At 28.1% G+C, this 15,008-nt stretch carries 12 protein-coding genes and 1 other RNA gene; 3 read left to right on the top strand and 10 right to left on the bottom strand.

What is annotated here, in order from left to right; translation table 11 throughout:
* The first annotated feature begins 1 nt into the window (after position 1).
* Both K354_RS0105235 and ffs read left to right on the top strand, forming a co-directional pair.
* Positions 2-418 carry a hypothetical protein gene (locus K354_RS0105235; RefSeq protein ID WP_024954458.1) on the top strand — a complete coding sequence of 139 codons (417 nt, stop codon included), beginning with the start codon at positions 2-4 and terminating at the stop codon, positions 416-418.
* A 26-nt stretch (positions 419-444) separates the two neighbouring features.
* An RNA gene (gene ffs, locus K354_RS14880) (signal recognition particle sRNA small type) lies at positions 445-543 on the top strand.
* Positions 544-553: 10 nt separating this feature from the next.
* Here ffs and K354_RS0105230 read toward each other — a convergent pair.
* From K354_RS0105230 to dnaA, 6 genes are all read right to left on the bottom strand, one after another.
* Positions 554-1,762: an HD domain-containing protein gene (locus K354_RS0105230; protein ID WP_024954457.1), complete on the bottom strand. Its 1,209-nt coding sequence runs from the start codon at positions 1,760-1,762 to the stop codon at positions 554-556.
* A gap of 44 nt (positions 1,763-1,806) precedes the next feature.
* Positions 1,807-2,190, bottom strand: a complete 384-nt coding sequence (queF, locus tag K354_RS0105225; RefSeq protein ID WP_024954456.1) for a preQ(1) synthase — start codon at positions 2,188-2,190, stop codon at positions 1,807-1,809.
* The gene (locus K354_RS0105220) at positions 2,187-3,593 is read right to left on the bottom strand and encodes a GGDEF domain-containing protein (RefSeq protein WP_024954455.1); all 1,407 of its coding nucleotides are present in this window, start codon (positions 3,591-3,593) and stop codon (positions 2,187-2,189) included. The genes queF and K354_RS0105220 overlap by 4 nt, the downstream gene beginning before the upstream one ends.
* A 6-nt stretch (positions 3,594-3,599) precedes the next feature.
* Positions 3,600-5,912: a DNA topoisomerase (ATP-hydrolyzing) subunit B gene (gyrB, locus tag K354_RS0105215; RefSeq protein ID WP_024954454.1), complete on the bottom strand. Its 2,313-nt coding sequence runs from the start codon at positions 5,910-5,912 to the stop codon at positions 3,600-3,602.
* A gap of 70 nt (positions 5,913-5,982) precedes the next feature.
* A complete protein-coding gene (dnaN, locus tag K354_RS0105210) occupies positions 5,983-7,050 on the bottom strand; it encodes a DNA polymerase III subunit beta (RefSeq protein WP_024954453.1) in 1,068 nt (355 codons plus the stop codon).
* A 154-nt stretch (positions 7,051-7,204) separates the two neighbouring features.
* Entirely contained in the window at positions 7,205-8,530 is a 1,326-nt protein-coding gene (gene dnaA, locus K354_RS0105205) for a chromosomal replication initiator protein DnaA (protein ID WP_024954452.1), read from the bottom strand.
* Positions 8,531-8,673: 143 nt separating this feature from the next.
* Here dnaA and ruvC point away from each other — a divergent pair, with 143 nt between their 5' ends.
* Positions 8,674-9,144 (top strand): crossover junction endodeoxyribonuclease RuvC, encoded by a 471-nt coding sequence (gene ruvC / locus K354_RS0105200; protein ID WP_024954451.1) that lies wholly within the window; start codon positions 8,674-8,676, stop codon positions 9,142-9,144.
* A gap of 1 nt (position 9,145) precedes the next feature.
* Here ruvC and thyX read toward each other — a convergent pair whose 3' ends face one another.
* From thyX to K354_RS0105180, 4 genes are all read right to left on the bottom strand, one after another.
* The gene (gene thyX / locus K354_RS0105195; RefSeq protein WP_024954450.1) at positions 9,146-9,760 is read right to left on the bottom strand and encodes an FAD-dependent thymidylate synthase; all 615 of its coding nucleotides are present in this window, start codon (positions 9,758-9,760) and stop codon (positions 9,146-9,148) included.
* Between the two features lie 125 nt (positions 9,761-9,885).
* Positions 9,886-12,522 carry a flagellar hook protein FlgE gene (gene flgE, locus K354_RS0105190; RefSeq protein ID WP_024954449.1) on the bottom strand — a complete coding sequence of 879 codons (2,637 nt, stop codon included), beginning with the start codon at positions 12,520-12,522 and terminating at the stop codon, positions 9,886-9,888.
* Positions 12,523-12,596: 74 nt separating this feature from the next.
* A complete protein-coding gene (locus K354_RS0105185; protein WP_024954448.1) occupies positions 12,597-14,294 on the bottom strand; it encodes a flagellar hook-basal body complex protein in 1,698 nt (565 codons plus the stop codon).
* Positions 14,295-14,309: 15 nt separating this feature from the next.
* Positions 14,310-14,999, bottom strand: a complete 690-nt coding sequence (locus K354_RS0105180) for a flagellar hook capping FlgD N-terminal domain-containing protein (protein ID WP_024954447.1) — start codon at positions 14,997-14,999, stop codon at positions 14,310-14,312.
* Positions 15,000-15,008: the final 9 nt, after the last annotated feature.

The raw sequence follows: 15,008 nt of genomic DNA, 5'->3' as shown, positions 1-15,008 counted from the left end.
TATGAATTTTAAAGAAAAAAAGTCTGAAATTGAAGATATTTTAAAAAATATTTTTAAAGAAAAAGAGATACTTATTATGAAAACAAATGAATTATTTTCATATATAGATCCTGAATTTTTTGATAAAAGTTATGAAGATGATATTTTAATATGTACACAAATAAATAAAAAATTACAATTTGTATCAAACTTAATACAAAATAGAATAAAAGAATATTTTGATGATGAAGATGATTCTATAGAATTTAAATCCTATAAATTTGATTTAGAAGATTATGAACCCATAGTATATTTATATGGATATAAAAAAGATAAAAAAACCAACTTTAAAACTCTTCCAAAAGTTATTAATGATGAAGAAAATATTTTTTTTATTATAGATTTTATAAAAGGCGCAAAACTATTGCCTTGGCAGTAATTTTTTGGTATAATACCGCTCGCTCCTCTTTAGACCTGTGCAATGTCTTTTTAAGAACAACGCTTCAGGGTGGGAACACAGCAGAGCACTCTTATTGAGTATGTGCCGCAGTCATCTGAAGAGGGGTTTTTATAACTACTCCATTACAAATTTTTCTATTTCTAATGCCCATTGATAAAAATTAACACCATCAACTTTACCTTTTTCTTTCAATGCTTTTTTAATAAACTCTTTTCCTTGTATTAATTCTTTTGATTTAACACCATGAGATATAGAAAGTATTGCTTCTATAAAAGCAGATAATCTATCACAATTTTTAAGTGCTACTCCGTCTATAGCATTATATTTATTTTCATTATAAGTAGAAAGAGTATCAACTATAATTATATTATTTTCATTTATTTTATTTAAAAATTCATCTTTTTCATTCTCACCATATAATCCTAAAAGATATTTAAAATTTTTTATTATATGAGAGGGTATATACGGTAATATTTCGTCCTCAATCATATTTATCTCATACTCGCTTATAATATCATCTAGACCATTTACAGAGTATTTAACAGGGCTTATTATATCTCTTGTTAAAGCTTCAGGTAAATCATGAAATAATGCACAATAAAAATTATTTTCAACTCTTTTTTCACACGCTTTTATATGTGTTGAATAAAAATAACCTAAAATTGCAACAATTAACATATGTCCTAAAACTGACGTTTCAGGAATTCTTGGAGTTTGTGCCCATCTTTTTTGAAATCTAAGTCTACCACTTAAGTCTATCACTTTTGCTAATTTTTTATTGAGTGCTATTTTTCTTACACCAATCAACTCATAATAATCTTCTATCTCTTCTTCTACTTCTTCTTTTACTTTATCAATCCCACTTAAAAATTTACTTGTTTGATATACAATAGAAAATTCCCATTTAGTAGCAAGATAAGAAGCCGCTTTTAATATAAAACGCTCTTTTTTATACATAGTTGAATCACTAAGATATTTTTCAAATCTTTTATAAAAATCTCCATTTTCAATATCTATGAGTTGATCATGAAGTTTTGCTAAAACCCATTTATTTATTTCATGTTCTTTTTTTTGCAATGCTTTTCTAAAAACATCAGGACGAATATCAGTAACAACACCTCTTCTTAAAAATTCAAATATCCCAGCTTCAATCATGTGTACATGATTTATTTTATCTTCTTCCATATTTGCTAAAAAAAATGCAATTATAAATTTATGAGCTTGTTTATCCAATTCTACCAATTCTACCATTCTTGGATAATCATTCCATCTTTGAATAGATGCTGATGTAAATAAGTGTTCTATTAATTTTGGTGATAACATATCAAACTCCCCTGTTTAAAGAACTACTTCTTTAAAAATATTATTTATTTTCTAATTTTTTCTGAATCTAATTCTATAACTGTGTGAACATTTCCTCTAGGATTATAATCTGCAACTACTTTTAAATATTTTGGTTTTAATTTATTATCTAAAACATCATAAATTTCATTTGCACTATCTTCATGCGAAATATTTCTATTCATAAAACTATTAATGTAAAGTTTTATCGCTTTTAATTCTACTACTAAATCATTTGGAGTATAATCAATATAAATAGTTGCAAAATCAGGATATCCACTTCTTGGGCACAAACAACAAAATTCTGGCAAAGTAAGTTTTATCAGATAATTTTTCTTATGTTTATTTGGCCAAATTTCTAAATCTTTATCAACATCAAATTCTTTAATTTCTTTTTCTCCATATTTCATAACGATTCCTCTAATTGTTTTAAACTTTTTGGTTTAGAAATAATAAAACCTTGAATATAATCAAACTCAAATTTTTCTACTTTTTCTAATAACTCTTTTTTATCCACGAATTTTATCATAACTTCTATACCTAAATCTTTTAATAAATTTTTATATGCATTCATTATTATTTTATATCTTTTATCATCAATATTTTTTGTATATTCTATGTCAAATTTTACTATATCAATTGGAAGATTTTTAATGTATTCTAAACTACAATTATCTCCTCCAAAATTATCTAATCCTATTTTAAAACCACTTTTTTTATATTGATTCAAAATTTCTTTAAATCTTTTTATCTCTTTATAACTCTTGTCTTCTGAAAATTCAAGTATAAAATTTTCTTCTTTCAAAGGACTTTTAAAAAAAAGTTGATTTAAATACTGCCTAAATTCAGTATTTCTTAATGTAACAGGAGAAATTTTAACACTTACTTTTTTATTCGATAAATCTTCATTTTCTAATTGTTTTAATAAAATAGAAAATATTTTTTTATCAAATATAGTTTCATATCCCATATGATTAACTACTCTTTGTATTTGTGTTTTTGAAAGCATTCCTTCACTTTTAGAGTATATTTTTGCTAATACCTCTAAAATCTTTGTATTTGTATTTTTATTATAAGATGGTTGATATTTTAAAATAAATTTTTCTTCATCAATTGCGTTACATATTATTTTTTCAAACTCATTTGGTTTTATATTTGGAACTATGTTATTTTTATGCTCTTCTAATAAAGAAATTAATTTTTTTATTATGTTATTTACATTTTCATCATAATTAGAATTGATTAATGAATAATCTATTTTTATTTCTATATTATTTATACCTATATTTTTTAACTCTTTTGAAAAAATAGTTATAAGATGTTTTAACTCTTTTTCTCTTCCTTTTAAAATCAATAAAAAATGACCACCTGTATATTTTCCTATTGATATATTTTTAAAGTTATAATTTTTTAAAAATTTATCAAGTTTTTTAGTAAAAATTTTTAATATGTTATCAGCATTAGTAATACCATATCTTTCATTTATATCCATTATATTATCAACTTTTATAAGTATAACTGTTGATTCATAACTTTTATTTTTGATAGTATTAATTTTTTCTAGAATCTCTTTTCTTGTAAATGTTCTTGTTGTAGGATCAATAACTGTAGTTTTAAAACCAGTATAAATTAAATAAAATATATAATATATATAAATTGGTATTAACAATACCAATAATATAAAAACTTCAATATCACTTGTAGAAATTTTAAATATATAAAAAAGAATTAGAGTCAAAATAGCAAAAGGAAAACCTATTTTTAAAGATATTATAAATCGATTTTCTCTCTCTTTTGACTCTGAATATAACATATATTATTATACGTCTAAATGTTTTACATCTTTTGCGTGATCTTGAATATAATTTCTTCTAGGTTCTACTTCATCACCCATAAAAAGTGTAAATGTATCACTAGCTTCATCATAATCATCAATTTTAACTTGCAAAAGTCTTCTATTTTCTGGGTTCATTGTAGTTTCCCAAAGTTGCTCAGGATTCATTTCACCAAGACCTTTATATCTTTGGATATAAGCACCTTTTTTAGCTGTTTTTTCAATATCTATTAGCATATCTACAGGATCTACCCCTTTTAATATGCTCAAATCTCTTTCATTGATTTTTCTATTTATGTAAAGAGCTTCTTCATATAAAGGATTTGTAAAGAAATTATCATCTAATTTTAACTCTTCTAATCCATCTCCAGTTTGAATATATAGATGAATATACTCTTCTGTAATACTATGATTTAAAAGGTTATATCCAATATTATCCATAAATTTTTCTAATTCTACAAATAAATCTTTTGTACTAAGAGATACTAAATCTGGATTTTCTATAAGATGACGAATAATAGCAATTACTGAAAACCTTTTTTCTAACTCTTTTAATATTCCACGGTACGCAGATACAATTTTGAAAAAATCTATTAAATCTCTTGTTCCAATTCCTTCAAATGTAAAAGAATCAATTCCTGTTTCAATTAAATAATTATTTAATTCTGTATCATCTTTAAGATAAATTTCTTTTTTACCTTTTTTATATCTATATAAAGGAGGTTGAGCTAAATATACATACCCATTATCAACAACTGGTTGTAAAAATCTAAAAAGAAATGTTAAAAGTAGAGTTTGAATATGACTACCATCAACATCCGCATCTGTCATAACAATAAGTTTATGATATCTTAGTTTTTCTTCATTAAACTCTTCACCAATACCACAACCAAGCGCTGTAATCATATTTTTAATTTCATCAGATTTTAAAATTTTATCAATACGAGATTTTTCAACATTTAAAATTTTACCTTTTAGTGGTAAAATTGCTTGAAAAACTCTATCACGTCCTTGTTTTGCTGAACCACCCGCAGAATCCCCTTCCACCAAGTATAATTCACTTATAGTTGCATCTTTACTTTGACAATCAGCAAGTTTACCAGGAAGTGTACCTACACTCATAGAGTCTTTTCTACGAGTTAAGTCTCTCGCTTTTTTCGCTGCTTCTCTACCTCTAGCTGCTGCTAATGATTTATTCATAATAGCTTTTGCTTCTAAAGGATTTTCTTCAAAATATTTTACTAATTTTTCATATGTAAGTTTTTGAACTATTGGCTTAACATAACTTGATCCAAGTTTTCCTTTTGTTTGCCCTTCAAATTGAGGTTCTGGAACCTTTACACTTACTACTGTAATAAGTCCTTCTCTTACATCATCACCAGTTATTTTTACATCTTTTTCTCTAGCATTTGCATTTGCATTTACATAACTAACAATTGCTCTAGTAAGACCTGCTCTAAATCCACTTTCATGTGTTCCTCCATCTATTGTTCTAATATTATTAACAAAAGACAAAAGATTTTCACTATAAGTTGAATTATACATCAATGCAATATCAACTTCTACGTCATCTACACTATCAGTATAATGAAAAGGAGTAGATATTTGATCTTTTTTATTCATATCCATTACAAATTGCTTTAAACCACCTTCAAAATGATAAGTTTCAGCTTTACCATTTCTATGATCTTTAAACTCTATAGTTATTTTATTATTTAAATATGCAATTTCTCTAAATCTTTTTGCTAAAGTATCAAATTCAAACTCAGTTACTTCAAATATTGAAGCATCTGGCCAAAATTCTATTGAAGTTCCTGTTCTATTTGTAGATTTAATTACACCTAATTCATTTTGAGGAATACCACATGAGAATTCTTGTCTATGCTCATTTCCATCACGTTTAATGGTAGCAACTAATTTAGATGAAAGCGCATTAACAACAGAAACACCAACACCATGAAGACCACCACTTACTTTATATGTATCTTTGTCAAATTTACCACCAGCATGAAGAACTGTTAAAACAACTGTTGCAGCTGACATATTTTCACCAGCATGATGACTTACTGGAATACCACGTCCATTATCAGTAATTATTGCCGAACCTTCATTTGTAAGTTCAACTGTAATTTTGTCACAATAACCAGCCATAGCTTCATCAATAGAATTATCAACAACTTCATAAATAAGATGATGTAAACCATTTATATTAGTATCACCAATATACATTCCTGGTCTTTTTCTAACTGCTTCAAGTCCTTTTAGAACTTTAATATTATCTGCACCGTAATTGCTCATTAAACTATCTCCTGTAAATTAGAACTTGTCCAAACTAAATTTCTTTTATTTAAATTTTGTATCATTTAAGTTATATCATAATAGGCATAACAATTGTCATAAAATTTTCACTTTCAAGTGAAAAAGGTAATCCTGTATCATTAAAACCTAAAGTAAAATTACTATCTTCGATATTTGAAAGAAAATCAATAAGATATCGAGAATTAACTGCTAAAAATATTTCATTATCTAAACCTGTTGTAAATTCTATTTCTGTTTTTGCTTCAATATTATCATCATTTAAACTTTCAAATAAAATAGAATTTGATTTAAATGTAATTTTCATTTCGTTTGATACTATTGATATTTGTTTAATAGCATCTATCATTTTTTCTCTATTTAAAAGTAATCTATAATTTTTTTCTTTTGGAATAATTCTTTCATAATCTGGAAATTTTCCATTAATAAGTTTTGTAAAAAATTGAAAATTATTTGATTTAGCTATTAAAGTATTTTCATCATAAAACATTTCTATATCATCAAAAAAAAGTTTTTGTATTTCACTTATAGCTTTTTTAGGAATAATAAGTGAAAAATTATCTTCTATTTGATTTTCTAATTTTACTAAAGCTAATCTTCTTGTATCTGTTGCAACAAGATTTAAAAATCCTTCTTTTATATCAATTAACGCTCCATTTAATTCAAATTTTGGATTATTTGTATCTATAGCATTTGCTATTTTTTTAAGTGATCTTACTAAGAGAGTACTATTTAATTCAAATTTTGGTTTGTCTTCAATTTTTGGAAATTCTGGAAATTCATTTGGATTAAACATAGGAAGTTTAAATTTTGAATTATTTTGTTTTATATAAAGATAATCATTTATTGTTTCGAGTATGACTTCTTCGTCTTTAAGTATTTTTACTATATCTAATAATTTTTTACCATTAGCAGTAGCTATTCCAGAATCTATAATTTTTATATTTTTTGTAGTATATTCTAATCCGATTTCATAATCAGTTGCTTTTACTACAAAAGTATCTTCTAAAGAAGATATATATAAATGAGAGGTAATTTGACTTAAATCTTTTTTTTCTAAATATGGTTGTGTATTTAATAAAACTGTTTCTAGTACATTTTTATTAATTGATATTTTCATTTTTTTTCCTTTATTATATTATATAAATATAGTAAAAGTAGTAGTTTGCATTGAAATAGTGAAATAGTAGTTTAAGTTCCTACGTATAGGTCTTAAACTCTGTGAAAATAAAAATTTAGTTTTTCACATTCATTCACATATTTGTTACAAACTTTTACTCATCCTTTGTTAAAACTCTATTTTTTAATTCGTCTACTTTTAATTTAAATGTTTCACTTGTTTCTATTAGTTCATTGATTTTTTTCATATTATGTGAAACAGCTGTATGGTCTTTCATACCAAAAAATGATGCTAAAGCAGGCATAGAATTTGGCGTTAAAGTTCTTGCTAAATAAATTCCAATTCTTCTTGCTTCAACGATATTTTTACTTCTTTTTTTAGATTTTATTTCACTTGGTTTTATATTTAATTCTTTTGATATTATAGCGATTATATCTTCTAAAGTTATATTTTCTTTTTTTTCTTTGATTTGTTCTTTCATTACATTTTTTGCAAATTCAAAAGTAATTTCTTGTCGCATTAAAGAAGCATATGCATTGAGGTTTATAATAGCGCTTTCTATCTCACGGATATTATCTCCCATATTTGATGCAATATAGTTTATTATATCTGTATTTAAATCGATACCATCTAATTCACATTTTTTTCTAATAATTGCTATTTTTGTTTCTAGTTCTGGTAAACCAATATCGGCTATCAGTCCCCATTCAAAACGACTTTGTAGTCTATCTTCTAGTCCATTTATACTTTTTGGCGGTTTATCAGAAGTTAAAATTATCTGTTTTCCTGCAGAGTGAAGTTCATTAAATGTATGAAAAAACTCTTCTTGTGTTTGAATTTTATTAGATAAAAATTGAGCATCATCAATAAGTAAAATATCACAGCTTCTATATTTTTCTCTAAATCTTTCCATGGATTGATTTCTTAAATTATATGTAAAGTCATTCATAAACTGTTCTATTGTTGCATATATAACAGTTTTATCATTTGCTTGAGAATAATTACCAATAGCATGTATGAGATGAGTTTTACCAAGACCAGTTGGTCCATATATAAAAGCAGGGTTATACATAATACCTGGTTTTTGTGCAACACTTTTTGCAATAGTATAAGCGTATTGGTTAGAACTACCTACTACAAAACTATCAAAAGTATAAGAAGGGTTTAAAATTGTATTTTTTGCACTTTTATTAAGCTCATTGAGTTCAATTGGAACAGATTTTTTTCTTGTTGTTATAATTTGATCTTTAAGCATAATATTTACAGTAGGTTTTTTACCTGTTTTGACTTCAAAAAGATGGGCTATTTTATCTGTATATTTTGTTTTTACCCAATTTGCAATAAGAATATTTGGAGCAATAAAAACAACATAATCAGAACGTGAGCCTTTTTCATGAAATTTTAATTGTTTAATATAGCGATTATATTCCAATTCAGAAATTTCTGATTTTAAAAGGTCTAAAACGTTATCTGCTAACAAATATACTCCTTAAGGTTTGTCACAATGTGAATAAAATGTGAATAACATCTTTATTTTATCTAAAATCACTTGAAATATATGTTAAACTATTATGTGAAAATAGTTTTTCACCATGTGAATAAGATGTGAATAGAGGGTGAATATTGATAATTTTAGGAATTGATCCAGGAACAAGAAATTGTGGTTATGCTATTATAAAAAAAGAGAGAAATTCTACTGTTTTAATTGAAGCTGGTTTAATTAAAATAAAAGAGAAAGTACTGCAATACCAGATAGTTGAGTTATGTGAAGGTTTAGATGTTATATTTAAAAATCATAAAATTGATGAAGTTTCTATAGAAGATATATTTTATGCATTTAATCCAAAAACTGTTTTAAAATTAGCTCAATTTAGAGGAGCACTTAGTTTAAAGGTTTTACAAGTATTTGGAAACTTCCATGAGTATACTCCACTTCAAGTAAAAAAAGCAGTTACAGGTAATGGAAAAGCGGCAAAAGAGCAAGTTGCTTTCATGGTAAAAAGAATTTTAGGTATAAAAAAAGAGATAAAACCTTTGGACATAACAGATGCAATTGCGATTGCACTTACTCATGCCCAAAGAGTTAGATTATAGTTTATTCGTATGTTTTGATGTCAAAAAGATATTTGTGTTCTTTAGGAAGATTATTATAAAGATTGTGAGCTAAATCTCTTATTTCCCAAAGAGCAGATTTATCACTTCTTAGAGTTATAAAATTTTGAAGGCTTCTTGCATTAATTGTCCATGTTAATTCACTTTTATAACTCTCAGGAAGACAATATTTTGCCTTGTCATTGCTTACTCCTTTAGTAAGTACTATTCTTAAATTTTCAAGTGCTTTAATACTCATCTCATTTGTAATTTCAGAATCTGTCATTACTAGGTATTTTTCGGCTCTTTGAAAATCTCTACATGTGAAGGGTTCTTCATTTTTTAACTCTTTAAGAGTATATCTAGTAGATTTAACACTCAAACTAGCTATTCTGTGACGTGCTAATTCTTGAAGTAAAGCCCTACTAATACCTTGTATATAAAATGTATAAACTAAGTGTTCTAATGTAGAAGCATGTTTAAATTTATTGCCAACTCTATCTATGAGTTCTTTATCTTTTTCTCCACCATTATCGCTTTTATCAAAACTTTGCCAGCAAGTTCGTATAGCACTTGCACAGACTTCTAATGATGTGTGTTGTTGCAGAGTAATGTTCATAATAAACCCTATTATTTTTATGAAAGATTATATCTAAATATTCTCAAAAATAACTTTTGAAGTTTTAAAAATTTAAGTCTATGACACTATAATAGGCAAAAGCCTATTATAGTGTGTTAAAATAATTATTGTTTTAGTTGAAGAAGAGTATTTAACAGTTGATCAGAGGTAGTAATAGTTTTTGAGTTTGCTTGATAACCACGTTGGATTATAATAAGTTGGGTTAAAGAACGAGAAAGATCAACATTACTCATCTCTAATGAACTCGCTTGAATAGATCCACGACCACCAATACCAGCTTGTCCGATTAATGGATCACCTGAATTTGATGTTTGTACAAAAGCATTTCCACCATCACTTTCTAAACCACCATTATTAGCAAATTTAGCTGTTGAAACTTGCGCTAAACCAAAACTTCTACCGTTTGAAAATGTTCCTATAAGTGTTCCTGTTTCATCAACTCTTATACCTGCTAAATCACCACCAGGATAACCATCTTGTGAGAGGTTTTTAACTTTAGAAGGACCAGAAGTACTATTCATACCATCAGATTTTCCAAGAGTACCAAAGTTAAAAGAAACACTTTGATTTGGAGTAGAACCATTATTTGCAGTAAACGATATATTTGATGGACTGTATGAAGCAAGAGAACCATCACTATTAAAACTCATAGTTCCTGTTACTATATTTTTAGGATAAACACCTAAATTAATATCACCAGGCTCTGGTACGCTTATAAGCATAGACCATTCTGTTCCACCATCTGTTGTGTAACCTATTTTTGTAAATTCAACTTTTACTGTATGTTTTGATCCAAGTGAATCAAATATATCAATGCTTGAGCCATTATGTGCAGCTTTAAGACCTCCTGATGCTTTTGTTCCAATACCACTTGGTATTGTTCCTGAAAATTGGCCCATTACATTTTTTAAACCTTCATTTTCACCAATTTTATTAGCTTCATCAGTATATGCAGTACTTTTTAAATTAAGATTATGATCGTTTGTTGATTTAACATTTGTTCCTGCTAAAACAAGTTCTGCTGTATTTGTAAATGTTGTACCTGTTGGTAAAATTAATCCTGCTGTATTAGGAAGAACTAATGAACTAAATGTATTACCACCTGCTATAACTACACCACCAACAGGAGCAGTTAATGATCCACCACCGATATTATAAACAGTTCCTTCAGGAAGTGTAACATCACCAGCAGGTGATGCAGGAAGGGTTATAGTATTTGCAGGAGCAACAGGGGTAGTTGCTCCTGTTCCCCAAGCAGTTCCAACAGGAAAATATACATCGTTAGTTAAAGCACCAGCAGGAGCAGCAGTTACAGCAGTTACTTCTGCTAAGGTATGTAAAACTGTAGAATCTACAATATCCCCATCTTGAGCATTAAAAGCATCTCCAGCTTCATTACTTATTTCAAATTTACCTGCAGCATTGACTATTACTTTTACCCCATCATTTTTATTTAATTCTACTTCTGCTGTATTATCCATACCATTTCCTAGATAATCAGTATAGAGACGAGCATCTGTTTGTATAGCATCTCTTAAATCTTCAGTTGTATGAAAAGATCGAGCAGAAGTTCTCACCGTTGGATTTGATGAAGCAGAAGATGATGTATAAGTATATTTAAAGGCTGTTATTACTTCAGTTGTAGTCAATCCCACACCAGCACCAGTATTTACAATTAAATTTATATTTTTTGCACTTGCTTCTGTACCATTATTATTAGTGTTTGATAATACTAGTTCATTATTATTGTTCACTTTAGCAGTAACACCTGTTTTTGTACTTTCTGCATCAATTAAGTCTTGTATATAAGTGGCAAGTGCATTATCATTTTCAGATGCAATTGCAGATGATGTAGTTATACTTCCTGTAATATTAATTCCATTTACTACTATATCAATATCATTAACACCAGCTGCGGCTGTAATAGTTTGAGATTCTGTTACAGCATCGGTGTAACTCACCCATATACCTTCATCATCTTGTAGCCTTAAAGCGTTACCTGAATCATCAAAAAGAGAACCCATATCTTGGCCTCTTTCAATTATTTCTTTGTTTTGATCAAATTCATAATCTGATAAATCATTTTCGTTATGCATTTCTGTATTATTCATAATTCCATCACCATCTGTATCTACCCATCCAGAATTTGAATCTAAACTATACATAGGAATTGAATTTGTTACATCGATAGTATCACCTGAGTTTAGATTTCCACCTAATGTTATATATTCTGTAGCAAATGCAGGAGTTGTAAGTCCAGGAAGGACTGTAATATTTCCTATTGGGGCTGTTGCATCAATGATTCCAGTGTCGGGATCTCTTACCCAACCTTGAACAATATATCCACTATTATCAGTAAAATTACCATTAGCATCAAATGAAAAATCACCATTACGAGTATATTTATAAGTATTACCTCCATCAGGTGATACTACAAAAAAACCATCCCCTTGAAGGGCAAGATCTGTATTTTTATCGGTCGATTCAGTTGATCCTTGTTTAAATATTCTTGTAATAGAATTTGCCTGAGTTCCAAGACCTATTTGCATTGCATTTTTACCACCAAGTTCACCTTGGGGAGCAGTTGCTATTTTTGAAGTCTGACTTAACATATCTGAAAAATTTACTCTTGAGTATTTAAATCCTGCTGTATTTACATTGGCAATATTATTACCTTCAACATCCATTGCAAGTTGATGTGCTTGTAGTCCGGAAACGCCGGCCCATAGTGATCTCATCATTTTAAAATCCTTTACAGATAATAATCTTAGTTATTATTCTATTTGTTGTAGTTAAATTAAAGCAAAAAGTGTTCCTATACTTTCATATTAATAGCATTTTGAATCATTTGATCACTTGTTGTTATGCTTTTTGAATTTGAATCAAACGATTTTTGCATTATAATTAGCTCTGTCAAAGCTGTAGCTAAATTGACATTGCTATTTTCTAATTTATTTGAATAAATTTTGCTACCTTGAATGGTTTCACCATTTTCATTTGTATAAAAGATTGGATCACCACTATTACGAGTAGCTTTAAATATAGTAGAACCCATAGATTCAAGTCCTTGGTCATTTTGAAAATGATACACAGCAATTTTTGCAACAGGAGTACTTCTTCCATTACTAAATTCTGCTATGACATTTCCATTACCATCCATTCCATAATCTTTTAAATATCCTTCTACATAACCGTTATATGTTGAACTTCTAGTTCTATCTAAAGCTACATTTGACGTAAAACCAGTAAATGTATCTGGTTCACCTACATTAATTTCAAGAAAAGTTCCACCATTTGACATTGTTGGCATTGTTGCGTTTAAAATTGCTCCACTTCCGGCAAACTCTAGTACAGAGTCTTGTTGATCTAAAATTTTATAAACTTTTCCAGCAGATTCATCTACTTTATATAAGGTTGGGTCATATGTTTTACTAGGATCATATGTTTCATATAATGATAAGATTTGTATAACTCCATCCCAAATATTTTCAGTATCAGATTGGGGAACTCTTTTTGTATAAGTCATATCTAAAATATCTTTTTTACCTTCTGGTGATATAACAGTAGAACTAAAATGTTCCACATTAGGTATTTCTTGCGTAGTTTGAAGTTTTGCTGTTGTAACCAAAGGATTTGTTGTATCTAAAGAACTAATATCTTCATTATTAACTACCCAATTTAAATTTACATCCAATGAAGCCCTTGCTTCAACTGCTTTACCATTTATATCAGTTATAGTAATTAAAACAACATCTAATTGTTTTGGATTTTGAAGTTCAGGGGTATTTAAAGTAGTCCCATTTATGGTTATTGTTTGATTTATTGTATCAATAGTACTTGTTATATCTATACTGTTTAAATCTATTTGTGTTCCACCTATTATTATTTCAGGATCAAGATTTGCATAGAATGAAACAGCTGATGTAGCTTCAGCTGGATAATATAAGATTTCAGGAAGGTTTATTTTTGTTTGTCCTTCAACACTACTGAGTGTAATATTAGTAACACTTGCTATTTGATTTGCTTGTCCTAGTTCATTAGTATTTTTATTATAATATCTTCCAAATTCCTCCATTGTAGCAGGTGGAAGAGTTGTTGGAGTGATATTACCTGCAGATGTACCCAAAAGATAATTTCCATTTGCATCAACCATATCACCATTTTTATCTAAAGAAAAATTTCCTGCTCGTGTATAGAGTGTTTCGTTGTTTTGACTTTGTATACCAAACCAACCTTCTGCACCTAATGCTAAATCAAAAACATTATCTGTATCTTGAAAAATACCTTGGGACATATCTAGTGCAGTTCCACTCGCTTTACTACCATATCCTATATCATTTGTTGTAGAATCAAAATAAGAATCAGATAGAGCACTTGAAAAATGTGATGAAAATTCTGTAGAACTCCCTTTAAATCCAATAGTACTTATATTAGAAATATTATTAGAAGTAACATCCATTCCATATTGGGAAGAAACTATACCAGAAATACCATTATAAAATGATGCATTCATATTATCTTCTCCTTATTAGAAAAATTCTAGAATATAATTCATAGGAACATAAGAAGAACCAAGTTTTATAAAAGCTTCACCATCTTGGTATCTGACAGATTCAACAGGGTAAATACCAAATTGAGTTGCTTGCTGTTCATCATTTGCATCAAGATATTCAGATGTTACACTATAATATCCTGCGTCTAATTTCTCCCCATTATTATCTGTACCATCCCATTCAAATGCTAAAACACCACTTTCACCAACTTGTTCATCGAGTGATATTGTTCTTACTTTCTCACCATTTACATCAGTAATGATTAGTTCCCCTGATTTTATTTCATTTTCAAAATATATTTCAAATTGAGCATTTCCTTTTTCTTGGAGAGTAATTGCATTAGAGCCTAAAGATGCCATTTTCCCTATGGCTGAGAGTGCTTGTAAATCTCCATTACTATCTAATCTACTAGCTAATTTTTCCATAGTTTTATTTGTATTAGTGGCTGATTCAAGAGATGCGAGTTGCGAAGTTTGGGTAAGAATTTTTTCACTATCCATAGGTTCTGTTGGGTCTTGGTATTGAAGTTCAACTAAAAGTAGCTTCATAAAAGAGTCTTTGCCTAAAACTCCATCAGGGTTTTCTATTACGCTTGAAGCAGTAGAATTTGTTCCATTTGCTATTGTATTTAAATCTTGTGTTATTCCACTATTTATAGTACTCATAATTTATCC

Origin of the sequence: Sulfurospirillum arcachonense DSM 9755 (genome assembly GCF_000597725.1) — a bacterium.
GTDB lineage: Bacteria > Campylobacterota > Campylobacteria > Campylobacterales > Sulfurospirillaceae > Sulfurospirillum_A > Sulfurospirillum_A arcachonense.
The sequence above is the reverse complement of the archived record's forward strand: the minus strand, read 5'-3'. Positions and strand labels throughout refer to the sequence as shown.

Bases quoted from the DNA above. Each gene is read 5' to 3' on its own strand.
- K354_RS0105185 (WP_024954448.1), bottom strand. From the start codon at position 14,294: ATGAATGCATCATTTTATAATGGTATTTCTGGTATAGTTTCTTCCCAA.
- K354_RS0105235 (WP_024954458.1), top strand. From the start codon at position 2: ATGAATTTTAAAGAAAAAAAGTCTGAAATTGAAGATATTTTAAAAAAT.
- queF (WP_024954456.1), bottom strand. From the start codon at position 2,190: ATGAAATATGGAGAAAAAGAAATTAAAGAATTTGATGTTGATAAAGAT.
- gyrB (WP_024954454.1), bottom strand. From the start codon at position 5,912: ATGAGCAATTACGGTGCAGATAATATTAAAGTTCTAAAAGGACTTGAA.
- K354_RS0105230 (WP_024954457.1), bottom strand. From the start codon at position 1,762: ATGTTATCACCAAAATTAATAGAACACTTATTTACATCAGCATCTATT.
- K354_RS0105220 (WP_024954455.1), bottom strand. From the start codon at position 3,593: ATGTTATATTCAGAGTCAAAAGAGAGAGAAAATCGATTTATAATATCT.
- dnaN (WP_024954453.1), bottom strand. From the start codon at position 7,050: ATGAAAATATCAATTAATAAAAATGTACTAGAAACAGTTTTATTAAAT.
- thyX (WP_024954450.1), bottom strand. From the start codon at position 9,760: ATGAACATTACTCTGCAACAACACACATCATTAGAAGTCTGTGCAAGT.
- K354_RS0105180 (WP_024954447.1), bottom strand. From the start codon at position 14,999: ATGAGTACTATAAATAGTGGAATAACACAAGATTTAAATACAATAGCA.
- flgE (WP_024954449.1), bottom strand. From the start codon at position 12,522: ATGATGAGATCACTATGGGCCGGCGTTTCCGGACTACAAGCACATCAA.